Raw genomic sequence first — 24,524 nt, 5'->3', positions numbered from 1 at the left:
CACCTTAATTTAATCTTGCAGTAGCTTCCCTTGATAACGTAGATCTAGATCAAAATCGCCGTATCCTTTGATATAACTCTCTCCGGCATCAAATTCTAGCCACTCATCATTGTGATTGTCGTATCTGTATATACCTGTATTTTGAAAAGAGGATATAATTTCCTCATTTTCACAATCAATGAAAACTTCTTCATTATTCATGAGATCAGTCATTACAAATTCCTGCCCAGTCATTTGATTTTTAATTCTCACATCTCCTTTACCATCTACTTTTCTAATCCATATTTTAGGCTTCATTACTATATCTCCTATGTTCTCAATTAAAACATAAGGCTCTAATTTGATACTTATAGACTGAAGGTAGGGGCGATTATCGAGATTCTTAGAAGACATTATCACCCTATATCTAAAGTAGAGATTGTCTAAAGAGTAATCATTGAGAAAATCAGAAGACTGTTCATAGAAAGTCTTCCATTCGCTCCATACATGTTGATCGTTAGACACAGAAAAATAGAAGTCTAACTGTTCATCATGTATATTTAAGACTGTAAACTCAATTTCTGCCACGTAGCGATCAAGACTACTAGAAATGTTAAAAGGTTCAGATATATATTCTCCGTAAGGTGTCATTAAGCTATTCCAATTCGACATAGTTTCACCACTTTACTCTATTTTCCCAAACGGCTTAAAGTTAGACGAAGTTCCAACTTGCTTCCATTTCACAGTTCTTTCTTTTCTCCAAGTAACAGATCCATCTATCACAGTTGTTCCATTTGCAACTTTATTCCAGTCTGGCTCTTCTGTTGCCGAAAACCCAGCAGTCTCGCATATATAATAAAAAACTACACTATTATCAAGGGAGAATACTACATCATTTACTTCATAGTTGTAGTTTGGTATCCACTTATTTCCGTTAGCGTCATAAAATTCAACACTGGCATTTGTTAAAAAAGAAGGTGTCCGAGCCATTGTCTTACCTGCTGTAATACATTTATATATATTTCCGTTATCAGGAAAGGCTCTAATAATATCATTTTCCATGAAATTCTTGAGAGGTTTCCATTCAGGAGCATAGATGCCTTTTCTTAAATTCACCCATCCAATATGTCCGCCGGAAATGGGATGAGAATTCCATACTTTTTTGCCTAACATATATTCATGTCCAGCCTTCAAATCTTCTATGTTAGATCCGCTGTCAGCACTTTCATATTCCAGTTTTCCAAAGTTTTTTCCATACTCTATGATCGTTTGTTCAATATCATCTTCTTCAAAAGAGTTTTCTGTAACTATCTTTAAATGTAGTTTATTGGTGCTTTCCATTATAAAAGTTCACCCCATTTCTTCTTATTTTTTACCAAATCTCCCCAGCTATTTACGACCTTATCTATAGTAACTCCATTAGACGTTAAGACAGTATTATTCATCTCTCCTGTAAAGTCTGTTCCTGAGTTTTCTACTATCGTCGCGGTGTCTGTTGTTCTGAATTTAATATTTTCTGTGTTACGTTCTGCTGTATAAGAATAAGGAGAATCTGCTCTTACATTAAGCTCTACATAACCTTCTTTTGCACCGTTGTGAAAGAGTTTGGAATCACCTTCGAAGATTACATAAAAAATTCTATTTGGGTTTGCGTCCATAATTAATGGTTTATAGTAAGACTGAAATAACCACCTAGCTATTTTTCTAAGAGAATCGGGCTTGTCCCATTCTTCAATAAAAAAACCCAAAGAAAAAGAGAGTGGTTCGTTCTCCACTCTCTGTAGATAAGGCTTTTCTCTATGAGTTACTTCTTTTTCGATAATATTCCTTGTGGGTAAAAATGTCTCTTCAAATAAACCTTTCGATGTTGTTGCTATTCTTACGCCCATTTCTTTTGAGCTAATACCACCAAAGTTAAAATGAGATGATTCTTGCATCATCTTCCTCCTTTCTGACGTTTCAAGATTCTTCCAACTTCATTGGTAAAGGATCTAACATCATTTTTATCGCCTGTCATCTTATCCACATTAAAATGAATAATTAAATCACCCTCATTTATATCTTGTGTCCTACTACTCATTGGAGGAATTTTAGGCATAGACATTAATGAATGTAATCTGTCGAATGTATTCATTGTTTCCGTAAATTTTGAAGTGTCTTTCTTATTCAGAATAAGTTCTTCCTCGTGAAGAATACCTAACTTCCCTGAACCACCCCATGAGCCCGTAAATCCACCAGTATCAAAGGCAGCGGCGCTTTTCATTAATTTATCAGCGTATTGTCTAATATAGTCCTTTAAATAATCCGAAGACACATGATTAACTCCATTACTCTTCAAATACAATCCCAATTGCGCTTGCTCTTCTTTAGAAAGTGACGCAACAACAGAATCGAAACCTTCAGTAGAAGAGATATCAGAACCTGAAGCTCTTCCAGCCGCTGCTAAAGAATGACCTTTTTCCTTAATTTTAGCCTTTCTACTCGCATCTTGCTCTTGTGGAGCTAATATGTCGTTTAAGAACTTCCCTGTAAGAACTGTCATATTTGCACTAGATAGTAGTTTTTTATCGCCACCTGATCCACCGCCTGAAGATCCTGAGCCAGATGGGGACGTTACTGGGTTGCTCGTGTTCTTTTTGGAGTTAAATTCATTCAATAGTTGCAACGCTTCTTTAAGATTATCTATGAGATTTTTTCTGATCTCTGTGCCTACTGCCTGCATAGTACCGTTTAATGTATCTTCAAGCTCGGGCATGGTTGCTTCCATTTCATCTAAGAATCCTTGAAATTCTTCTCCAATATTTTCTAAGTTCCCTTTTATTATTTCTTCTCGAATACGAGCAAACTCTCTTTCATTATTAAGCTGATCCTCATAGAATTTATTCCAATATCTTTTTGCATCTTCAATATTTTTGAGTCTATTTTTGTGAGTTTCATCTTCAGCTTTCTTTTGCTTTTCAAGGTTTTTGATAATCCCGTCATGCATCTCATCTTCAGCTTTAATTTTGTCTTTGATTCTGTCGAGAGTGTTTTCATGCTGTTTCGTTTCATTCTCTTCAATTTCTTCTACTTTATCTTTCTCTTTCTGTAAAAGGTCATCGTAGTTGTCTTTGCGGAGTTCTAATTCACGCTCATTTCTACGTTCAAATAGGCGCTCATCAATATCTACGAGCTGTTTTTCTAACTCTTTCTTTTTTGCTTTTGCTTCGTAACTGTCGTCTCCTTGCAAATCATTTAGTTTTCTTTGAGTCTCATTACGCTCTTCTTGTAGTTTATCAATGTCCTTATCATAAGTGCGCGTATTCTCATTGCGATCCATTTCTTGAAGCTGAGCTTGAACATATCTTTCAAAAGCACGAAATTCTTTATTGATAGCGTCCATGCGTTTTTTATGTCGTTTTTCTTCCATTTCGATTTCATAATCATACTGCTTCTTAACTTCATCATGTCGCTCATTTTCTGCTTCCATTTCTCGCTCAATGGCATTCATAGCAGCTTCATGACGATCATTCTCTGAATCTACTTCGGCTTCGAGTTGTCGCATATGAGCATCTCTGCGTTCACTAGTAACAGTCTTGTGTAAATCAATAAGTTTATTTGCTAACTCTTCCGCAACTTTCTTATTAGTCTCTTCTAGAGATTTCTCTGCATCTTTTATACTTCCCGATAGTTTCCAATAGGAGAGCGAGAGCTCATCAATTTGCACTCCTAACTCTTTAGCTGTCTCTATGCTCAAGTTTTCTGTCATCAGAGATTTCTGTAAAAAGTCTCTTTTATTGGCTATAGCTTTTTGCTCTTCTTTAAGTAACTCAATTTGCTTTTTAGCTTCTACATTATAGTCAGCGCTACCTTCTTCATACAATGCCATAATTGCAATGGAACGTTCATATTGATAATTATTTGTTCGTAGGGCTTCATCCATTTTACGAATTTCGATATTTAGTTTTTCAAGAGACATTGCCTTGGAAGCTTGATCGAGTTCAATTATTTCATTTTTAAGTTCCCAGACTCTATCTGTCAGCTTTCTTGTTTCTACCGCGCTGAGTTTCTTTGAGTCTATTAGAGCTTGAGCCGTAGCCATTTCTTCTTTATTTGCTTTTTGCTGAGCTTTTTGCTGAGCAATAATCTTTTCAATAGTTTTACCGTAGCGCTCAGATTCGATATCTACTTCTTGTAGTTTTGTAGTCTCATAGTCAATTATTCTTTGATAATCGTTACGTTTTACTGCATACGCACCTAATAGAGCTTCAGTAATTTCCGCACTTTTTTGTCTAATTTCCTCATTGGTGCCAAATATTTTTAGAGACATTCCATTAAGGTCAGATTTCAAGTCGTCTATATTTTTTTCGAATTCTGCTACAGATTGACTTCCTGACGAGATTCCTTGTACTTGCTTTTTTAAATATTCAACAGGATCTTGAGCAAGACCCATACTTCCTGCTGAGTCGCTTCCTTTTTTCTTAGGGTCTCGAATTTCAAGATGAAGGTGGTTTCCTGTGGAGTTTCCTGTACTTCCTACTTTACCAACGACGTCTCCCGCTTTTACAACTGAGCCATTCTTAAGGGGAGACTTCTTATCCATGTGTAGATACCTTGCTACTAAACCGTCATCTTGAAGGATATTTACATAGTTGCCAGCTCCATCGTGATAAGCATTCGCAACTACTTTTCCACCTCGAACAGCTTTAATATCTGTTCCTTTTTTGGATGACAAGTCGATACCCATATGATCGGTAGAGGCGCCTTTTTTAGGAGCAGGTCTTTTTCCGAAACCTGATGCGAATTTAAATGCAGAATTGTTAAGGTAATAGTCTGCTACTGAGGCCGTTCCTTGTTGAGCAGCAGCGGTAGACTTGGTACTATTAAAAGAATTGATAACTTTATTAACATAATTTTGTGTTTCCTTGAAAGGAGGAATTCCACCGTATTTTCTAACATTGCCGGGACCTGCATTATAGGCAGCTAAAGCTTTCTTAATGTCTCCACCAAAAGCCTTAAGTTGTTGAGATAGGTATTTAACTCCGCCCATGATATTCTGTTCAGGATCGTAAGAATTTTTAACCCCTAAGCTTTTAGCTGTTGCAGGCATCAATTGCATTAAGCCTTGTGCTCCAGCAGAAGATCTAACATTTGGATTGAAATTAGATTCAGCTTTAATAACAGCTGCGATTAACTGAGGGTCAATACCATATACGGAAGCTGCCTTGTTAATCTCTTTAGCATATTTACCGCTGTATCCTCCAGAACTTGATGACGGAACCTTTACAATTCCTGTTTGCTGTATGTTTCCCGTTGCTATCTGATTCCTAATATGGGCAGCTTCTTCACGTTGAAGATTTTTATTCTCATGAAGAGCCTCTAACTCTTTTTGTAAGGCATTCAAATAGGCAACACTATGTTGAACATTTTTGGCTTTAATTTCATTCTGTTTAGCTAATTCAATGTTAATTTTTTCTTGTGCTTCCCGGAAAGAGTCAGATAGATATATAGATTTCTGGAGCTCTGTATTAAAATCCTTTTGAGCCTTAGTTGCATCTTTAGTAGCTTTTGAACCTTTGTCTTTTGCTTTAGCATCTTTTAGATTTTTTTCAGCAGATTCCTTTGCAGCTTTATTTCCATCAGAAGTTGTTCGAGACATTACTTCATTTGACTTGGATAGGATATCAGTGAGCTTTATTCTTTCAGCAGTTGATCTAGCCAACTTAGCTTGTTGATTGTCAAAGTTAAATGTTATTCCTTTATCCATAGCCTCTATACCAGCTCTAAAAACTTCTGTTCCCGGCATCAATGAAAGTGCAGTTTGGGCTGCCTTGTTTGCCGCTGAAATCTTATTGTAATTTTGAGCTAATAGATTTAAAGCTTTTATTTCTGCATTGATATTTTCTATCCTTGCATTAACATTCTGTAATTGACCTAAAGTTGTCTCTTCTTCAGAAGTTAAAGCGCCGTCTCGTTTTGCAGATAGAGCAGCTAGAAGAATGTCATTTGCTTTAACTTCGTCTGCAATAGCATTAATGACTGCGTCTATCATGGAGACTCTATCCATGTCTCCGTTAATTAAAGAAGGGTATAAAGCTATAAGCTCTTCTTCTATAGCTTTTTGCTCTTTGCCTGCCTGAGTAGCTTCTCCGATGCTATTCGCATTAGCTAATGTGCTATTAGTGAGATCATCATATTTATTAATTAAGTCCATTGCAGAACCTGTAATTTCTGGATACATATTCATTAGCGAAAGCTGAGCATCTGATAATTGCCCTGTTTGCTCTGCTGTTAGTTCACTCATGCTTCCGAGCTCGTTAATAGTGTATAAAAGTTCATCTGCATCAGACAAGAAAGATTTACTAACTCCAGCAAGCCTCTCTATTACATCTGCATTCTTACCTAACTTATCCGAGGAAGATTCTGCTTGATCTCCAGTATCTTCCATGCTATCTCCGAACTCATCAATAGAAGTTTCAGTTTCTTCGGCTTTTCGCTTCAGTTTCTCTGCTATATTACTCATATCATCTAAAGACAATGAAGATGAATCGGCTTCGATACCTAATGAATCTAACTCTTTTGCTAGATTTTTCATTACAGATTGAAATTCTTTTTTGTCATTGGTCTTAAAAGCTTTATCAAATCCTTCTGATGCTCTTAGAAGCACTCCTACTGCTGCCTCAAGGTTATCCTCATCTAAGTCCTTAGGATCTAGCTTAATAAGTTTCCCTAATTCCGACATAGCTTCTTGAATAGCTGGAGAGACCTTGTCGGGTAAATTTTTCAGCTGTATACTAAGAACATTGGACATTTCAGTCACAATACCTTCTAGTTCACTATTTGACAGCATTGTGTTTTTTAATTTCTCTGCTTGCGCTTTGAGTCTCGTCTCGTCATCTGCGAAGTTCTCTCTTCTAGATGCATTTTCTGCCGCATTAGTATACTCTTTGATATTTTTAATTTTTTCTTTATAAACGTCATTTGCAGTAGCAACTCTCAAAGCTTCCTCTACTGCAAGCAATTCTAGCATCGCATCTTTTTCTTTCTTGATTTCTTCAGAAGTCTTAAGATGTGAGTTTCCTTTACTGTCAATATGATCAACAATAGCAGGGAAAATTTCTGCTAATTCATTTTGCACTCTTAAATATTCTTCTTCCTCTTCAACAGTTAAAGATCCTTCGGATTGCTTTTGACGTAGCCTTTCGTAGCTAGCGGTCAACTCGTCAACCTGTTCTTTATTAACAGAGACCGCATCTACTCCTTTACGCATATAGTCTTCTACTTCTTTATTAAGTTCTTTTTGCTCTTTTATACTTCCCACTATTTTTTCTGTGACAAAAGAGAATGCTGCACCCAGTGCCATAAGACCAGCAACAGGGAGTAAGAACGTAGATGCAGTTGCTATTAAACCTCTCAATGCGACAGTCATTCCTGTTGTTGCAACAGTTGCAGTATTTGTAGCTGAGCTTGCACCAATCATGGAAATATTTAAGCCTTTTATAGACGCACTAGCAGTAGTATTAGCAGACGTTAACCTTGTTGTAGCGACCGTATTAGTATTTTTGTCTGCCGTATTCTTTAAAAGAGCTGCTCCTTGTGCTAAGAGAGATGTTGCACCATTGTTAATAGATATTGACATGTTTCTAGCTCTTTCAGAGAAGAGCAACATTGCTGCTGAGCCCCCGCCTATTACTACAGGAAGGACTCCTATTTTGTCAATGACTGCTGTTAAACCGTTCAATGCCAATAGCCCCGCTTGTAAACCTGTGACCATAGCGTCACCTAATCCACTATCTCTAGCTGAAATTACAGCTTCAGTATAGGCGTTTTTAACCATATTGATCTGAGCTTCAAATGATTTTAAATACTCGGTATTTTCTCGATAACCGCTTCCCTGAGAATTTAATGCTGTCTCTGTAGCAGCTAAAACAGTGTCATATTCGTTCATTGCAATTAAGAACCGACTTAATTGATACCTTCCAGCTATCTGTAATCCTAGATTTTGCTGTTGTTCAGCAGATAAGTCTTTCCACTTTGCGCCAACGTCATCTAATATACTCTCTACGGATCGCATTTCTCCTGCTCCGTCTTTTACTGCAATTCCAATATCCTGTAAAGATTCTACTGCTTTCGGGATAGAGGTGATACGAGAATAAATTGATTTCAGTGAATTACCGATTACTGATCCTGATTCTCGTGTTACTTCTCCGATTGCGGTAGTTAATCCTATTGACTTCTCAAGGGAGACCTGATAAGTATTTGCTGCCCCAGCCGAACGTTGAAGAGATTCTGCTAAGATTTTTGATGTGATTGCATAGTTATTGTCGACCTCATTCAAACTATCGACTACTCTTGCAGCTTCAGAGACTTCTAAACTAAAACCTTTTAAGCTTGCAGTTAATATTGAGCTAGCTTCCTCTGTACTCATTTCCGAGATATTGGATAATAAGGTTGCATATTCAGAAAGATAGCTAAGATCTTCTCCACGAAAACCTTGTCTAGCAAACGAAATGAAGCCTTCATTGACGTCAGTTATTGTGTTTCCTAGTTTTGATGCGAGTTCAATAGACTCTTTCATTACAGAATTTACATCAATTCCGTCGCCTGCAACTCTACGTAAAACAGTAATCTGAGAATCAAGGTTTACAATTTCCTCCATAGCCCCACGTACACTTCTAACTGTTCCGTAGAAGGCGGTACTAGCTGCCATCCATACAGGGAACTTTTCCATTGCCACTTTAAAGGAGTCCATAACACTCATTGACTCTCTTCCAGCTTTTACGGAAGACGCTTTTAGGGAATCGAAGCTATCTGACACGCCTTTTACAGCATTTGCAGCACCTTTAGATGCCGGATCAATCTTCTGAAGAGTAGAGAGCATCTCGTTCGTACCTGATGCACCACCGAACGATTTAGGATCTTTATTTTGAGCTGTTATAATACCTAATTCTAGCTTCCTAATTTTCTCCCTGATAGCTTCTTGTTCTTTGAGTTTCTTATTTTGTTCAGTTTGTTCCTGTTTGATACGTTTATTATTATCAACTGCTTGATTTAACTCTAAATTTAATTTCTTAATGCCATCAGAATCAGTTGCTTTTCCAATTCTACCTGAAAACTTCTCAAACTCTTGATTAGTTATTTCTCCACTTTTTTTGAGACGTTCCATCTCAGTCATTAGTTTTTGAGTAGACTGAGCAGCTTCTTTTAAATTAAGATCTGTTTCTTTTATAATCTTAGGCATCCACCCTAGAGTAGAAACATCGGGGTTTACTGCATCTCCTATTTTAACTTGTTCAAAAGCAATTTTACGCTCAATTCCTGCTTGCTTAAACGAAGCTGACAGGGCTTTTACTTCTTCTCCAGCTCTGCCTACTTCCTTAGTGACTTGTATCAATGCAGAAGGGTCAATTGATTTAAGGGTTCTTTCTATATCATTAATTGAGTCTAGCTTATCTATTTTGCCAAATTCTCTACCTATTACTGATGCAGCAATTCTACCCGCTTCAGCAAATTCTTGCTCAGTTACTCTTGCTACTTCCTTTAATTTATTTCTCGCTGTATCTATACCTTCTGATAAAGGTTTTTCTAGGCTTTGCTTTAGTTTAGAGAAATCAATCTTAGCAATATCTTTTAAAGCTTTTACATCATCCTGATTTATACCTAATTTTATTTTATCTAAACCTTTAAGATCTTCCGATAAGCTAGACAACTGTGTTTGCAAATCTTTTTTCGATCCTGTCGTGTCCGCTGAAATTTTTACCAAAAGTTCGAGGTTATTATCTGTATTCCCTGTCAATAGGTGTCGTCTCCTTTGCTATAAATTTGCACAACAAAAAACGACACCTATTGGAGTGTCGTTAGTGTTGTTACTTATTAAATTTTATTACAATACTTCTTCATCCAAGTTATACTTATTTAAGATATCCCCATAACTTTCTTTTTTTAGTTCCCACTTTCGAAACGTTTCAGTAACTACGGAAGTATAAGTTATATCTTCATTTTCAATCATTTTGATCAAAGCATCCACAAGCTCTTTATTCATGGAAATGTAATCATTAAGATAACCTTCTAATTCTTTTTCATTTTCGATGTCTAAAGAGACGTTTTCTAACTCATACATTTTTCCTTTGAAAATATCAAAATACTCATCCTTAAACTTTTCATTGTGGATAAGAGATGTATCTAGCGTCAATCTTTCCATGAAGACAAATGCATGGGAATTAAAATCTTTTATGGATTCAAGAGATTTAACAATTGAAACGTAATTCTCTTCACTTAAATTTGTTTCGTTGGACGTATTTGCAGATACTTTTTGATCTTCTTTTTCTATATCCCCACATCCAAATAATAGTAGTGAACAAAATAACAAGATCGGTAAAATTCTCTTCATTTTATCAACTCCTTTGTATGTATTATATAGTATGTTTTATTATTTGTAGTATTACTAAGATATGTATATACTATACCACAATTTCTCAATTATTGAAATATTTTTGTTGGTATAGTATGTGTTTATTATTATAATAAAATGGTGATATTATTCTGATGTTTTATTTTTGCTTTCTTGCTTTTTGCGTTTCATCTCTGCAATCTTCTCTCTTAACTCAGCTTTAGTCTGTGGTTTAGTATAGCTTTGCTTAGTAACATCCAATCCAGAATGATTGGCATATTCGCTGGCAGAAGCAAGATCTCCTGTATCTACATAAATTTGATTAATCTTTGTCTTTCTGATAGAGTGAGACCGGAAAGTAGTCAAGCCAATAATATGCCCAATTTTCTTTACTCTCTCTTGAATAGTTCCTTTTGACATAGGACGATATTCTCCATTATATTTAGTAATGAATACAGCATCTACCTCTAAATTGTCCATATCTTTTCTAAGTTCTAGCCATTCTCTCAGTATTTCTGCTGTATCTTCCTCAAAAGCAACTTCTACAATCTTCCCTAATTTTTCTCTTATTCCTTCAAATACCATCAAGTCTAAGTTTAAAGACGATAGAGTAAGTTTTGAAATGGCTCCTACACGGTTAGCGGAATCAAGCATAATACCCCAAATAAGTCTGTCCTGAATATCGTAACGCTTATCAGTTTCTAATTCCTTTGTAATGACATCAGTCTCTTCTTCGTTTAAATAGTGTGAATCAATGATCTGTTCGTCTTGAGCACCTTTCATTCTTTCTAGTTTGTTATCGAATGGATGTTTGTCGACTAGATCTCTTTTTACACTCCATATATAGAAACTGGAAACTGCGGATATTTTTGTGTTGATGACTTTCTTATTGTTATATAGCACATCTTGACAAAAAATCATGAATCCTTCCATAATCTCAACTGCGCTATCTAAGAATTCTTCACTGTATAGATCAACATTGTCCCACTCTTCCATTAGATAAACTAAAAAGTGATCCATATAATTCTTATATACTTTGTAGGTTGTACTCTTTACATCTCTGTTACTTGCGACTCTTGAGTTATAATATTTATTATATTTCTTTTTATTTTCTGGATTAATCATAGCTTTCTTTTCATTAGTGAAATATTTAACCCTCTTCATCTTTTTACTCACTCATAAAAACTTCCTCTCTACTATATAATATTTAATTTTACTTATAATTTAATATTCTTTATTGAATCTTTAATCCCTTAGCAGCTAATCCTTTACGCAACGTTCCAGCTAACTCTTCAGGATTCTCTTTAAGTTTCTTTATTGTTTCAGCAATATACGGTCTGGCTTCTGCCCACGATCCATTAGAATTGTTCCAATTGGACTTAATTCCAGCCTCAATTGTGTCAGAAAGGAACGTGTGACTTAGATTGTCATTACCTTGAGTCAAGTTCTCCACTACCATCCGTACTCTTCCATCGACGAGAGAAACACTTGTCACCTCATAGTTCCTCTCATCGGCAAGTCCACCTTCATCTTCACGCCTGTTGTATTGTTGAGGTTCGTAAGCATCATAGACATTCATCCATACACTTTCCACCATAGCGTCCACAAGAATCCTCTCAATCTCAGCAGATTTATTCACCACTTGATGTACATTCTTCTCAAGCCATGCTTGCATTTGAGCTAAATTCTTAAATTTTACCATTACTCTCATCTCCATAAGGATCAACTAATGGATGAATAGGATTATCAGTATTCTTCTTACCAAATGCTCCATCTATAATTTCTTTATTCTGCAATGTAGATTCTAACTCTTTCTGAGTTTCAAAAGTCAGCGCTCCAATTTTCTCAATTAGATTCTGGAATTCTTTTAATCTGTCTAACACTTTCATAACTTCATTAGGATCAAAAATATCCTCTAAAAATACACGATACAACCCTGTACTGATAAGTTTATTCATAATGTTAATATGGGGCTCGAAGTCTTCTGATTCTTCATCTACTACAGTTGCAAATTTATAAATAATTAGATACTGCACGAAAATCATGAACTCATCATCTGATTGGAAGTAAGGTAATTCTTTTTCTCGTACATACTCTAAATGCTTATAGGCTAGTTGAAGTAATTCCTGAATTTTCACTTCATCAAATTTCTCATAATATTTAACTACTAAATTTTCTTTGGGATCGAGTGTATAAGTGGTTAATTTGGATAAGTCATTAAATTGTTTATCAATCATTTTCATATTAAGTGTTTTAGCACGAGGTTTAGAACCAACTTTCTTAGTAGGGGATGATGCAGTTGTATTCTTATTTGTTTCTTTATTTTTATTTGACATTTTAATTCCTCCTTATAGTCTGATGATTCTGGGTAAAATAAAACAGTGCCATTTCTCATTTAAGAGATAGGCACTGTTTGGATGACTGTATTATTTATCTTTACTTTGCCACTGATTTGTTATATAGTTTAATTATACTTATGAAACTTTAATTTGATTGATCTGACTGTCTGTGATGAGTGCTCGGTTAGGTGAGATGATCCCATTCTCATATAGTCGCATACGTAGGAAGTCTTCGTCCCAGTAAGGTTCATCGTAGGCAATACGAATAAGTGTTAGGTTGTGTTTAGGGATTAGATCGTTTTTGATTGCGTCATTTATTTGCAGTCTTTCGAATCCTTCAATTCCACCAAAAAACTCAATAGGATAGAAGTGCTGTTGCCCGTCATACTCAACTATTAAGCTATGGTCTTTATAGTAACCATCACATCTTAAAGGAAATCCTTTAATTGACTTAAGCCATTTAAATGTCATTTGCGTATCAGCTTCAGTATCTAACAATCTGGAGATAGTGCTGAGCACATATTTTTCAGTTTTACTTCCATAGGCATCTACAGGATACCCATAGTGTTTCGCCACTTGAGTGAAAGACATCTTTAATCTATGATTATAAGTGGTTACGTCGACATTGGAAAACTTACTAAAAATCTCTATTGTTGGATATTCATTGACATCCTCGAAATAATTATTAAATACAAATCTAAAGTTTTCCTCTAGATCATCGAAGTCGTATTTGTATCCTTGATGGTTCTCTCTCCCTATGTCAGACTTTACAGAGAGTCTCAGCTTTGTATATTCTCTTATATCTTTTTCATTATAAAACATATTAACCAATTGATCATACACTTTTCCTACTAGTTTATATCTATATACATAAGAAGGAATAGGAATTTTTGTGTTCTCCATAAATTCTGAATACAGAGGTATACGATTGTATTTATTGTATAAATACTTCATGTTATTTCTATAATGTTCATCCTCATAACTATTAAATCGTAACCCTAAAGGACTCATCATTCTATTTATGTCGAAGTCTTGTATAGTGTAGTAATTGCTTCCTATCTCTCTTGAGAATCTTGCCACATCTTGACTTCCCGTTTCCTTATGAAACATTTCATACTTATGGTCGAGCAGAGATTGCATTTCTTCTAATTTACCAAACTTATCTAAAACCTCTTTCCAATTCATTTTAAATAGTTTTCTATAAGACTCTGCATTTATTTTCGATATCTTATTAAATTTAATAGGTAATAAATCATCGCCTGATGGATCGATTTCGTAAAAATTATCCTCATATTTTCTTCGCTTCTTCTTGACTCTATCTTCTTTTACTTTTTCATCGTATCTTCTTTGGGACTCTTTTTTTCTTTTATGTTTACACTCATCACAGAATCTCTCCTTTAAAATTAACATTTTTTCTTCTTTACACATACGACATTCCTTCATTGATTCAACTTGACTCTTCTTCATTCCCAACCACTCTCCAGTAGTGTACTTTTTCCAATTTAATAAGTCAGAAAGAAATAGGTATTGGAGTTGCCTACTTTCGAGTGAACTCATGACTTCCCACTCTATCTTTCTGCTATAATTCTATTTTTAATAATCAAATACAAATTATATTATTTAACTTTCTTTTTGATGACTAAAAATAGAAAGGGAGATTAACTCCCTAATCTATTATATAGAAGGAATCCTCTATATGCAACGTACTGTTTAACTTTACTTATGGTTGTTAAATTGGATCAGTTACTAGAATACGTCCCATCTCTTTTTTCCCCATAGGAGTCAGAACAGTAAAATTCATTTCGGGCGCTATTGGAGAATTCATTTCAAACGACATATCGAACGATCCTGATGGTTTTACGGAGTCGAACTGAATAACGATATCCTTTTTATGTTCCATTGTAGAAGGATCAAAAGCAATAGTGCGATAAGTACACTTGTACAACTCACTAAATTTATCCGCACTAAATGTAACCATATCTCCAGTTACTTCTTCTTTGATATACACCACCACAGTATCCCCATCTTTTGCTTCAGCAGGTAAAGGTAGGTCAGCTACTCCTGTTGTGAAAGTTGCTACATTTTGTGAGCCGTCTTTATCAACAATGACACCTTCGGTAACAGTTGTGTTATCGATTGTAACTTCTAACGTACCAGCATTATCAGCTACTTTCCCTTCTAGTTTTTTAGTAATAGTTGCCGTTCCTGCGCTGTTAATTTCAACACCTTGCGTCATTTCAAGATAATCTAACATCCATAAAGCGTCTCGAACAGATAGATCAATTTCCTTTTGAGAAGAAATTAGTGCTACAGTACCTCCACCGATACCTCCATAAATTCGCTCTTCAGAAACTGCCTGACTAATGCTAGCAAGCTGACTTTCTGTAGTCATAACAATTTTACCGTCTCGGATACGTTCCCAAGTTACATCACATGTGTCCGCAATTACATAACGATTATTCATAAATTTATTCCTCCATTGTTGTTTTTATTATTTTTAATAAGACTCCTTATTTAAAGAGTCTTCCAAAACTTTTATTAAATTCTGATGCTGCAATACCTACTGATTGTTTTTCAAATAAATCTATTGAGCGATTCCACTGATCTATTTGCACATCTCCAGAAACAGTTGCAAAAAGTGTAGAAGTGTCATATGACTTCATTGCAGCTATTCTATAGTAAGTACTGTATATCTGAAGAATTGTCATTTTTGCTAATTCTTCGTATTTATAGTTTGAACCGACCACTATTGAAGACGCAAGATCCGAAGTCGACTGAGGTTGAGAATTCTTTTGTTGAACGCGTCTACTTTTTTCAATAAAACTCTGGACAACTTTATCCTCACTAACTTCTTCTTCCACTAAAACTTGCATATCCATCACTAACTTGCGAACTTCTTCAAACAACTCTTCATCATTAAAAATTAAACCTAGCGCCTTCATCAACAATAAATAGTTGTACTCATCAGTAGTAGGCTCTGTAAATTCCATATCTTTTACATAAGCATTTTCTCTAGCTTCTTCTATATCTTTATTTACAGATTCCTTTAAACTATCTGACCAAGTATTTCTCTTACTATTCTCATCCAGCACAATAGACAAAATTTTCACGTATTCATCAAGGAGCATCTTCTGAGTCGTTACAATCTCAAACAGTTTCATTTTCTTTAACTCTTCTAGTTCGCTCATAGCCTGAGTATCATTCTCATCAAGCTGGTTACGGTATAAATAGTAGACATGCAGTGTGTTCATTTTAATAGCTAATAGACTTTGAATTTCAGTTAAGTATTCTTTATATGTTAGAAATCTAAAATTACCAATTCCATCCACATAGACAGGCTCACCAAAAATAAACATCTCTCTATCGTATTTAACTTGACTCATTTCTTACCATCCTTTATTGTATAAACAAGTTGATATCTATCATATCTAGTGGGAGCATCTCTTTGATTTGCTGCTGCAAATTCTACTTTACCGAATCCAGTTATTCTTTCTAGCGCTATTAACTCATTTAATCTATCTGCTATCCATTCTGTTCGTAAATCAGAGCTATATGAATCATGTACAAGCACATCTATTACAATTTCTTGATCAGCGACTACATAGCTATTAAAATCTGATCTTCTTCTGCCGGGATAAATGTATAATCTACACAGCTCTTCCTTTTCTATCTCGGAGGACTTAGTAGTTGTCATAATTCTCTCATCTACAATGTTCCAATAATCATCATTATCAAGAATATGTTTAATTTCCAAAGAATCCTCTAGTTCAGAAGATTCAGGTTTGTAATATAATAACCTCATTAAATATTCATCTTTTCTAAGCAGCGTATAAATTGTATTGATATGATACCTTAATGTTCCACGTTTAATCTCATTTTTCAACGCCGTCACCCTTTTGACCTCGTACTGTATAATAACCGTACAGTGACCCATCACTATTAAAATATAGATCATCACTAGAAACAGTCGTAACTTGTATCTTATCCCCATGTATAAAGAACTCATCATTCACCTTTATTTTAATATCTTTATGATAAGGAACCTTGATCATAATCGCTCCTTCAGGCAGAGGGACTTGAGAGTTGTTTAATTCAGAGTAAATTTTAGAAGACTGTTTAACTGGTAACTTAATAGTAGGAGTAATATACTCAAATATTGGTCTTCCTCTAGAATTCGTTCCAGTTTGTATCTTCTGATCTTCTCCTACTTTAATATCTAAGAAGTAATTACAATGTTCAACGAAAGCTTGTGGATAACCTTCAATATCAGAAATTTCAGTAGCTAGATACATTCTGTTTTTATATAGCATATACGTGCCAATTAGCTCATCTTCATCTGGAAGGAATAACACTGACTTCTCGTGGAAAGTCTTTCCTGTTTTCTCAGATACAATGGTAACTTTTTTGTCAACTTCTATAAATTCATGTTTACCTTGCTCATTAATAATAATATTAAATATACTTACATCTGACTTAGTAGGGGAGTTCATGATATATTCATAGGCTTGTCTCTTAGTAGAGCTCATTACATCTTCTTGGAACGTATTCCCGCTGGCTGTAACTCTAGCAATATAAGAATCATATTTACCCATAGCATCACCCTCCTCTTAACTGGTCTATTTGCTTATCGATTAATGCTGTAATCTTAAATATTTCTCTCTTGAAGCGTTTATGATTATCTTTATATTCGGGATCAGATAATTCCTGTCGTAAATGCTTTTCAATGCCTTCTAGAGTGGTAATGGTCTTCCCATACCAGACGCCTTTAGGTAAGTCTCCAATAGCTTCAGTCGCACCGTACAATTCAAAGTGTAATAGTGAATCAATAAAGTCAATTAAGTATTCATTCTTTTCTTCATATAATGGAAGGAGTTTAAAAATAGAGGGAATAAGGTTAATTAGATACTCTCGATAATCTCTTTCTGTTAATCCTCTGTTCATTTGAAAAACCTCTTTACATCGTGAATATTATATGAATACCGACTCATTAATGTGTTAGCTTCTGAATTAATTTGCTCTCTTACTTCCTTTAAAGCTTTAAGCTGATTAGCTGGGCTGTACATACGATAATCTTTAGAGTTAAGAGCTTGCTTTAAGTTTTGCTCTGTTAGTAGGAATGTATTGAGATAGGAATGAACCATAAATTTGGCTAGTATTTGTTTTTCAATAGAATCTAGAACATCAGTGAATTGAGCAAGGTCTGAATCATAGTTACGTAAATCCTTCTTACACAGGGTAAAGTATCCAATTGAGTTGATTAGCCATAATTGTAAGTTCTCTTCTAATAGAGTTTCTTCCATAGTAGCTAATTCATAATCTTTAATTTGGGAAAGAAACAGTAAATAAATATCGCTAAAAGGTGTTCCCATTTGAATCACCTCTTTCTTAAGCGTCAATCTTAATGTTTAGATTCTCTTCAATGACTTTTTTAACTAGAGTATTCGTAAGTTCATAATTCTCAAATTTACGTTTTGCAATAGAACCTGCTGTCTCACGCATAGTAGGAGGCATTTTAGGGAGTACTTTTGCAAGTTTATCAGGGTTATGGAATAGCTCGTCTAATCCTTCTTCATTAAATACTCCTTCATATAACTTCTCGTAGCGCAATTCTTTCACTGCATCTTCATCTAATAGAACAATGAATGCATCTTCAAGGTGACGCTTCTGTTCTGCTCTCATACGCTTTAGCTCACCAAATGGAATTTCTAATACATCTCCATATTCAGTCATTTCCATTGCAAACCCTGAACGACCAAAGTATCCATAACGTCCAGTAGTGTTATTCATGACTTCAACTTGAGTCTCATTAGTGAGTTCTCGTCTAGGTTCTTCTTTAGGAATAGCTTTTTTAACTTCCTCTTCAACTTCTACATTTTCAGTTTCCACTTTTTTAGTAGAAGCTTTCTTAGCAGGGGCTTTTTTAGCTACAGTCTTTTTTTCTTCTGTCATTTATTATTCTCCTTTTTATCATTGAGAGGAGAATGACCCCTCTCGCAAAGTATATTTAATTTATTTTATGAAAATTTAACGATACCGAAACCATTAGCTGCTGCTAGACCAATTCCAGCACGTTTGATGAATGTGTGCTCAATTGTCAAGTCAGAGTCATTTTGCTTGTCCTGAACAATTGCTTCACCTTCATGTACGATGTTGACAATCTTCTCATTAGCAGACGGAAGAACAAGTAGATCTGTACTAGACAAACCAAACTCTGTAGTTCCAGCTTTGAAGAATTGTGCAAGTGCAACCATGTTATAACCACGGAAAACTCCAAGATGACCAATTGCATTGTACTGATCCTTAGTGCCATCTCCAACGTAGTCAGGTTTAATCTTAGCTAGAGCTGCTTTCGTTCCAACTACCATAGCTGAACCATACATAGCTTCTACTGCTTGAAGGACGTTCAATAATTCATCTTCACTGTAAGAGCCTGTATACTTGAATTTAGCATCTAGTTTGTCATATGCTCCGAAGATTGAAGCATGTACAGACTCTGCTAATTTACGTTCGAATGACTTGGCAACTTTATCTACCATTTGAGACCAGTTAGTACGACCTGCTAGGAAACGGTAGAATTCATCATAGATAGCAATACCGTAGTTAGACATTTGAACGTCCATTTTACCATTATCTAGACGTTGACGACGTAGGTTAGCTGTTCCGTCTGCAATAACTGCAACATCGAACAAATCTGGATTCTCTACATCAAATACAGTTGTATCACCCCATGCTACATTACGAATCTCAGCAAACTGTCCCATAGTTTCAACTAGTCGGTCATTAATAATAGGGGATACTGTTTCCTGTAGAATACGGAAAATTTTATACTTATTCTCGCGGTATGTGTTAAAGTCGATAGCTTCAACTCCGATTTCTTCTAGAAATGCTCCACGAATTACTGTATCCACATCTGTTGCTGAGTAGTTAGCGACCGCTTGCGCTTGTCCTAAACCTACCTCTTTTGCCATATTTACTGCTAGTTTATAATTGCTCATTAATAATTCCTCCTGAATGTTTGTTATATTTTATAGTTTAATTTTACTTTTGTTTATCTTACAATACACGCAATAGTGCCATGTCACGACGGTCATAGCCAAACTTAGTCAATGCTTCAACTTTAAATTTAGTTACTTCCGTTCCGACTGCTTCTTTATAGCCGTAAGTAGCGTTACCAGTTACAACTTGTCCTTTTGTTGGTGTAGCTTCAAATAGAGAATGCTCAGCCTGATACATATCTCCACGTTTCAAGTGATACGCACGTACTGGAGTACCAGCTTTAGTTTCGAAGTCTAGCTGATCTTGAGTTTCATCATATTTAACCTCTGGAGCAGCTACTAATAGCAACTCTGCTTCTGCCTCTGGAGCTACTGCTTTAAACAATTCGCGCTCACCGTCTAATAGTTCTCCTAGTGCCACTACAGCACCGTTTGGAAGTGTTGCATCTCCTACAACGGATACAATATTACCGTCACCTTTTGCTTGAATCTTATCAAGATTTACTTTTGTCATTATTTGTTCCTCCTAGAATATGTTTTCTTATTTTTGTAAATATGTTGTAAATAAAGCCTCATAAGGACTAGATGGTTTTGCATCTTCTTTTGAGACTGCTAATTTGATTTTATTTTCTTTTGTGTTAGTTGGCTTCTGAATTGAATAAGTTTTCTTACCGATTAAAGCGAATAGCTTCTCTTCTACTGTTTCAACTGTTTCATCTTTCATCTCGGTGAATACTTGAGTGAATTCCTCGTCTGAAAGTTTACCTTCAAATTTAGACTTCAAATCAGATTCTTCACGTTGACGCTTGTAAGATTGAAGTTCATCTAATTGAGATTGTAGAGTAGTGAAATCTGATTTAAGTGTTTCATGAGTTTCTAATAAAGTAGAATACTCTGTTTTATAATCAGTCTCATCTTCTGCTTCTTCAGTTAACTCTGTAGCGTCTTCTGGTTGCTCCGTAGTAGATTCATCGGTAGCTTCATTAGAAGCCTCTGTGAAGTCCTCTGGAGTATCAGGTGACTCGTTAGCATCCTCTGTAGTTTCAGTCTTATCTTCTTCTGTTCCTTCAGTAGGATTAGTAGCCTCTACTTCAGTTTTCTCATAGTCTCTTTCGATAGCTACTTCTTCTGTAGATTCAGTTGCTTCTACTTCAGGTGTTACATTTTCCTTTGACATTTCATTACCTCCTTCTTTTTCAAGACTAAATTTCAATTCAGAGATCATTTGATTAAACTCTTTCTTGAAACTATCTTTATCTAATGAATATGTTGTAATTGAAGCTGACTCAAAGCAGGGTTCAACACGATCTTCTCCATCCTTGGCGATTCCGAGGATACAGAAAGCAGAGAACAAGAACTCATCTACTTTAAATGCTTCTACTCCATCAACAATTGCAAAGCTACCATTTTGAACTTCAATTTCCATCGATTGCCCATACGATGTATTTAGTAGACCATTCAATTCTTCGTATCTACCAGTCCATAAATAAGCACCTTCGATTACTAAGTATTCATTAACTCTTCCATCTACCTCTGTGACATTTTCCCATTTAATAGTTGCAGATTCTGGAATTACGCCATAGGGCATAGTTGTAGTTTTAAATTTGATTTCATCATCAGTAATTACAATTTCTCCACCATGTCCACCAAAATTATCATTTTGCTCAATGTACTCTCCAACAATAGGAGTGTTATATATTGATTTGATTGCATCTTCGGCTACTTCTTTTGAAATAAAACTCCCATTCCTGTTAACACCTGTATAAAAGGCTTTTAAAGTGGCGCGGGAAAATAGAGGATTGATTTTTTCTATAGATTGGATTTCAGTTTCAAATCTTAAATTTTTATCCATTTCTTTCACTGTCATATTATGTGTTCACCTCCTTAAAAGGGAATATGAGTCAAAATAAAAAAGCCTCGTTTGGCTTCTGTGATGTTAGTTTATTTAATTGATGTTATTGTTTTTATGATTCACCTTGTGCGTCGTCTGTTTCTCTCCACTGCTCTGTACTTTCATTTACAACATCATCGTCTACTTTATCTCTTCCACCTTCATTGTCTTTGCCTGATTGCGTATGAGTGGACTGCAAAGGTTTCAATAAATCATGCAAGGATAATACTTCATTCTCTAATACTGCTTTATTATATAAATCCAACGGACTCATACCTAAGCTAGCAGCATATTCATTGATTACAGGCATAGAAGAAGTAGCGGCTTTTTGCAACTGATCTTGTTTCTCTTTTTGGTTGAATACGGTTATATCGAGAAATTTGAGATGAAATTTATAGGAAGCATTCATTTTAGATAATCTTCTATTTACCCATCTTTCAACTTGACGCAGAATGCCAAATAAAATTTGCTCAGCTGTCACGATACTCTTGTTAATGCCTACAGCTGTATTTTTTTCTGAGTTGAATATTTGTTGAGGTACTCCTGCTGCACTATATATATCACGTTGAGATTGCTGAATAACGTCTTGATCATTTCGACTTTTCTCCATTCGCGTCGCTGTAATTTCCATTGGACTCAATGCAACGCTAATTCCCTCTGGGACGCTTTGACTCAACATGTCATGGAATTGTCCAGCTAAATCAAGGTTAATTGTAAACATGTCAACTTCATTTTTATCTCCTTGCGGAATCTTCTGAGTTAATAGAAGGAAGTTGTCCATTTTTGTCTTCTGCATTTTAATTTTTTTATACTGGTCAGCTTCAAAGATGCTCTCAAATATAGTGCTAAAGGGGATAAGAGGGTATTCAATTTCATCATTAACTTTAATACAGATTGCATTATCTGAACTTAACTCGATAAATCTCTGAGATGTATCGTTTAAATAAGTTTGATATTTTTGCTGAAATTCTTCGGGATAGGTAGACAATACGTCTTTATTCCTATCAAAGAATGAAAAGTCAAATGAGAAGTTAAATAAACCATCTTCACCCGAAAGTGAAGTAATCTTACAATAATCAGCATCTAAGTGCATAATAAAAAACGTATCTTTGGATTCAATTATATATCCATAGAATACGTCTTCTTTAAAAGCTATTTTCATAATTTTTGTTAACTCGTGCCGAAGACTCATCTTTTCTAATTCTTTGGCTACCTTAAAATATTCTTTCTTATATTTTTCTTTATTATATTTTTCAGGTATAGAGTAAGGCTCAATAGTGTAAGCATAAGTAGGGAGTAAAGCAAAATACTGAATGATGCGCTTATAGTTTCCACTTACATTATATAGATAATTAGATAACTGTCTCAATTGTTTCTCAAATTGAATAGGATTTTGAAGAAAACGTGTAACCTGTTGAGTTGTAAAGTTGCCTAGAGATGAATTAGATGAAATATGCTTATTGGTCTCTCTGATGATTGATCGCTGAACAGATGAAAACATTTTCTGCTGTTCAGCTACAAATTTTTGCTTCTTAAGCTCTTCCTCTGTAGGTGGGGAAGGGGGCGAGAATTTTTTGTTATTTTGTTTGTTAATATAGTTAGACATTTATTTCCTCCTTTCTTGTGTGATGATTATAGATTAGTATAGTTTACCTTGCTTAAATTTAAATAGTTGAGAGACGCTTATATCTTGCTTTTTACGAGTCTGATTACGCTTTTCCTCTAAATGAATCCAAAACAATCCATATTGGAATGCGCTAAATTTATCTTTTGTTATACTTTTTGAGATTTGTTTGACTTGGGTATCATTGCCTGCTTGCTTATATTCTAAGTTCATAACTTCTTCCACTAATAAATCTGTCATAACATAAGGCAACAAGCTGTCAGATAATTTTTGACTATCCTTTACATTTCCTAATTTTGTTCTCGCCTGTGATTGAGATATGAGCAACTTCACCCTATGATTAGAAACAAGATTAATAAATAAATTATGGATGTCACTTGCCTTGGTATCTCTGCTACTTGAATTGATGGCAAATATCATAGGTATGGAATTTGGAGTTTTATAGGCGTTGTATCTATCATCATTAACTACGGAATACGGAGGATTCTCGTCTATCGTGTCAGTAACTAGGAAATCCACCAATCCACTGCCTAATCCATTTATATCTACAATTAAAATACTCGCCTTAAAATCATTTACCTTTTGCTTTAAAAATTTAGCTTGCTCCTGAAAATGAGTTCCTTCAAAACTATAGATATTTATAAGTTGTTTTGTATAAGTTCCATCTCCGCGAGGGATACATTTTATTACAGCTAAAGCACTGTTAGCATTAGCTAAACCTTCAGCTCTTGCTACATCATAGGATAATACATACATTGCGTCTTTATCCATATTTTTTTCTTCGGCTTTTGGAAGAACTCTACACTCGTTAATATCTTCAAAACTTACAAGTGATCTATCAGAACTTCCCGTCCATGTACTTTCATACTCTCTAGTAAAGCCTAACGGATTGAATGTTTCTGACTCTTTTAAAGAGACAATGTAGTCTAAGTCCAACTGGTCATGCATTACAGGGAGCTCGTAACCCGCACCGAATATAAAGGCACTCTTTTCTTCAACCATCATTCTCAAGACTTCCATTTGTTTTTCATATGCAAAGGATTGTCTTGTACCAGCGGTTGTAACATATGCAGTAGACTTGTGAATTTCATTGGGGTCGGTTCCCCCACACGTAGCAATTCTATTATTAGCCATCATTGGAATTACTCAATTTGTTATCGTAAAGGTTTTTTATCCTCTACTTCTTATATTTTTCTATCATATAAGTTCGGCGTACATTTTTACCATAGTTCTCACTTTAGGTATCGGACACTCTTGGGAATATTATTGCTCTCTTATCGCTCAATTCCTACGCTCTACGATGGCAGGCGATGTTCCTGCTTATCTC

The 24,524-nt window shown here is 35.2% G+C and carries 21 protein-coding genes; all 21 read right to left on the bottom strand.

Annotation, left to right across the window (positions count from 1 at the left end; genetic code table 11):
* Positions 1-9: 9 nt before the first annotated feature.
* Positions 10-651, bottom strand: a complete 642-nt coding sequence (locus MKY93_RS12740; RefSeq protein ID WP_340759379.1) for a hypothetical protein — start codon at positions 649-651, stop codon at positions 10-12.
* A 12-nt stretch (positions 652-663) separates the two neighbouring features.
* Positions 664-1,320, bottom strand: a complete 657-nt coding sequence (locus MKY93_RS12735) for a hypothetical protein (protein WP_340759378.1) — start codon at positions 1,318-1,320, stop codon at positions 664-666.
* Positions 1,320-1,916, bottom strand: a complete 597-nt coding sequence (locus MKY93_RS12730) for a phage tail protein (RefSeq protein ID WP_340759377.1) — start codon at positions 1,914-1,916, stop codon at positions 1,320-1,322. Before MKY93_RS12730 ends, MKY93_RS12735 begins: the two co-directional genes overlap by 1 nt.
* On the bottom strand, positions 1,916-9,754 hold the full coding sequence (locus tag MKY93_RS12725) for a phage tail tape measure protein (RefSeq protein WP_340759376.1): 7,839 nt from the start codon (positions 9,752-9,754) through the stop codon (positions 1,916-1,918). Before MKY93_RS12725 ends, MKY93_RS12730 begins: the two co-directional genes overlap by 1 nt.
* 87 nt (positions 9,755-9,841) lie before the next feature.
* Entirely contained in the window at positions 9,842-10,348 is a 507-nt protein-coding gene (locus tag MKY93_RS12720; RefSeq protein ID WP_340759375.1) for a hypothetical protein, read from the bottom strand.
* 147 nt (positions 10,349-10,495) lie between these two features.
* Positions 10,496-11,524 (bottom strand): tyrosine-type recombinase/integrase, encoded by a 1,029-nt coding sequence (locus MKY93_RS12715; protein ID WP_340759374.1) that lies wholly within the window; start codon positions 11,522-11,524, stop codon positions 10,496-10,498.
* 58 nt (positions 11,525-11,582) lie between these two features.
* Positions 11,583-12,050: a hypothetical protein gene (locus MKY93_RS12710; protein ID WP_340759373.1), complete on the bottom strand. Its 468-nt coding sequence runs from the start codon at positions 12,048-12,050 to the stop codon at positions 11,583-11,585.
* A complete protein-coding gene (locus tag MKY93_RS12705) occupies positions 12,037-12,684 on the bottom strand; it encodes a hypothetical protein (RefSeq protein WP_340759372.1) in 648 nt (215 codons plus the stop codon). Before MKY93_RS12705 ends, MKY93_RS12710 begins: the two co-directional genes overlap by 14 nt.
* A gap of 138 nt (positions 12,685-12,822) precedes the next feature.
* A complete protein-coding gene (locus MKY93_RS12700) occupies positions 12,823-14,244 on the bottom strand; it encodes a hypothetical protein (RefSeq protein ID WP_340759371.1) in 1,422 nt (473 codons plus the stop codon).
* Between the two features lie 172 nt (positions 14,245-14,416).
* Positions 14,417-15,151, bottom strand: coding sequence for a hypothetical protein (locus tag MKY93_RS12695; protein ID WP_340759370.1), 735 nt, complete (start codon positions 15,149-15,151; stop codon positions 14,417-14,419).
* Between the two features lie 46 nt (positions 15,152-15,197).
* Positions 15,198-16,070, bottom strand: a complete 873-nt coding sequence (locus MKY93_RS12690; protein WP_340759369.1) for a hypothetical protein — start codon at positions 16,068-16,070, stop codon at positions 15,198-15,200.
* Positions 16,067-16,570 (bottom strand): hypothetical protein, encoded by a 504-nt coding sequence (locus MKY93_RS12685; RefSeq protein WP_340759368.1) that lies wholly within the window; start codon positions 16,568-16,570, stop codon positions 16,067-16,069. Before MKY93_RS12685 ends, MKY93_RS12690 begins: the two co-directional genes overlap by 4 nt.
* Positions 16,560-17,279, bottom strand: coding sequence for a hypothetical protein (locus MKY93_RS12680; RefSeq protein WP_340759367.1), 720 nt, complete (start codon positions 17,277-17,279; stop codon positions 16,560-16,562). The genes MKY93_RS12685 and MKY93_RS12680 overlap by 11 nt, the downstream gene beginning before the upstream one ends.
* A 4-nt stretch (positions 17,280-17,283) precedes the next feature.
* Entirely contained in the window at positions 17,284-17,628 is a 345-nt protein-coding gene (locus tag MKY93_RS12675; protein WP_340759366.1) for a hypothetical protein, read from the bottom strand.
* The gene (locus tag MKY93_RS12670) at positions 17,625-18,056 is read right to left on the bottom strand and encodes a hypothetical protein (protein ID WP_340759365.1); all 432 of its coding nucleotides are present in this window, start codon (positions 18,054-18,056) and stop codon (positions 17,625-17,627) included. The genes MKY93_RS12675 and MKY93_RS12670 overlap by 4 nt, the downstream gene beginning before the upstream one ends.
* 16 nt (positions 18,057-18,072) lie before the next feature.
* Positions 18,073-18,636, bottom strand: a complete 564-nt coding sequence (locus MKY93_RS12665) for a hypothetical protein (protein WP_340759364.1) — start codon at positions 18,634-18,636, stop codon at positions 18,073-18,075.
* Between the two features lie 65 nt (positions 18,637-18,701).
* On the bottom strand, positions 18,702-19,682 hold the full coding sequence (locus MKY93_RS12660) for a hypothetical protein (RefSeq protein WP_340759363.1): 981 nt from the start codon (positions 19,680-19,682) through the stop codon (positions 18,702-18,704).
* 58 nt (positions 19,683-19,740) lie between these two features.
* On the bottom strand, positions 19,741-20,196 hold the full coding sequence (locus MKY93_RS12655) for a hypothetical protein (RefSeq protein ID WP_340759362.1): 456 nt from the start codon (positions 20,194-20,196) through the stop codon (positions 19,741-19,743).
* A gap of 27 nt (positions 20,197-20,223) precedes the next feature.
* The gene (locus tag MKY93_RS12650) at positions 20,224-21,549 is read right to left on the bottom strand and encodes a hypothetical protein (protein ID WP_340759361.1); all 1,326 of its coding nucleotides are present in this window, start codon (positions 21,547-21,549) and stop codon (positions 20,224-20,226) included.
* A 97-nt stretch (positions 21,550-21,646) separates the two neighbouring features.
* Positions 21,647-23,179 carry a hypothetical protein gene (locus tag MKY93_RS12645; protein ID WP_340759360.1) on the bottom strand — a complete coding sequence of 511 codons (1,533 nt, stop codon included), beginning with the start codon at positions 23,177-23,179 and terminating at the stop codon, positions 21,647-21,649.
* A gap of 33 nt (positions 23,180-23,212) precedes the next feature.
* A complete protein-coding gene (locus tag MKY93_RS12640) occupies positions 23,213-24,331 on the bottom strand; it encodes a hypothetical protein (RefSeq protein ID WP_340759359.1) in 1,119 nt (372 codons plus the stop codon).
* Between the last annotated feature and the right edge of the window lie 193 nt (positions 24,332-24,524).

The organism is Sporosarcina sp. FSL W7-1283, from assembly GCF_038003105.1.
GTDB classification, from domain to species: domain Bacteria; phylum Bacillota; class Bacilli; order Bacillales_A; family Planococcaceae; genus Sporosarcina; species Sporosarcina newyorkensis.
This window is presented reverse-complemented; position numbering and strand designations above follow the sequence as displayed.

What these genes read in the sequence shown, in the direction of transcription:
- MKY93_RS12665 (WP_340759364.1), bottom strand. Translation starts at nt 18,636, where the DNA reads ATGACAGAAGAAAAAAAGACTGTAGCTAAAAAAGCCCCTGCTAAGAAA.
- MKY93_RS12650 (WP_340759361.1), bottom strand. Translation starts at nt 21,549, where the DNA reads ATGACAGTGAAAGAAATGGATAAAAATTTAAGATTTGAAACTGAAATC.
- MKY93_RS12680 (WP_340759367.1), bottom strand. Translation starts at nt 17,279, where the DNA reads ATGGGTAAATATGATTCTTATATTGCTAGAGTTACAGCCAGCGGGAAT.
- MKY93_RS12645 (WP_340759360.1), bottom strand. Translation starts at nt 23,179, where the DNA reads ATGTCTAACTATATTAACAAACAAAATAACAAAAAATTCTCGCCCCCT.
- MKY93_RS12710 (WP_340759373.1), bottom strand. Translation starts at nt 12,050, where the DNA reads ATGGTAAAATTTAAGAATTTAGCTCAAATGCAAGCATGGCTTGAGAAG.
- MKY93_RS12705 (WP_340759372.1), bottom strand. Translation starts at nt 12,684, where the DNA reads ATGTCAAATAAAAATAAAGAAACAAATAAGAATACAACTGCATCATCC.
- MKY93_RS12670 (WP_340759365.1), bottom strand. Translation starts at nt 18,056, where the DNA reads ATGGGAACACCTTTTAGCGATATTTATTTACTGTTTCTTTCCCAAATT.
- MKY93_RS12675 (WP_340759366.1), bottom strand. Translation starts at nt 17,628, where the DNA reads ATGAACAGAGGATTAACAGAAAGAGATTATCGAGAGTATCTAATTAAC.
- MKY93_RS12735 (WP_340759378.1), bottom strand. Translation starts at nt 1,320, where the DNA reads ATGGAAAGCACCAATAAACTACATTTAAAGATAGTTACAGAAAACTCT.
- MKY93_RS12640 (WP_340759359.1), bottom strand. Translation starts at nt 24,331, where the DNA reads ATGGCTAATAATAGAATTGCTACGTGTGGGGGAACCGACCCCAATGAA.
- MKY93_RS12720 (WP_340759375.1), bottom strand. Translation starts at nt 10,348, where the DNA reads ATGAAGAGAATTTTACCGATCTTGTTATTTTGTTCACTACTATTATTT.
- MKY93_RS12730 (WP_340759377.1), bottom strand. Translation starts at nt 1,916, where the DNA reads ATGCAAGAATCATCTCATTTTAACTTTGGTGGTATTAGCTCAAAAGAA.
- MKY93_RS12655 (WP_340759362.1), bottom strand. Translation starts at nt 20,196, where the DNA reads ATGACAAAAGTAAATCTTGATAAGATTCAAGCAAAAGGTGACGGTAAT.
- MKY93_RS12660 (WP_340759363.1), bottom strand. Translation starts at nt 19,682, where the DNA reads ATGAGCAATTATAAACTAGCAGTAAATATGGCAAAAGAGGTAGGTTTA.
- MKY93_RS12695 (WP_340759370.1), bottom strand. Translation starts at nt 15,151, where the DNA reads ATGAATAATCGTTATGTAATTGCGGACACATGTGATGTAACTTGGGAA.
- MKY93_RS12690 (WP_340759369.1), bottom strand. Translation starts at nt 16,070, where the DNA reads ATGAGTCAAGTTAAATACGATAGAGAGATGTTTATTTTTGGTGAGCCT.
- MKY93_RS12700 (WP_340759371.1), bottom strand. Translation starts at nt 14,244, where the DNA reads ATGAGTTCACTCGAAAGTAGGCAACTCCAATACCTATTTCTTTCTGAC.
- MKY93_RS12740 (WP_340759379.1), bottom strand. Translation starts at nt 651, where the DNA reads ATGTCGAATTGGAATAGCTTAATGACACCTTACGGAGAATATATATCT.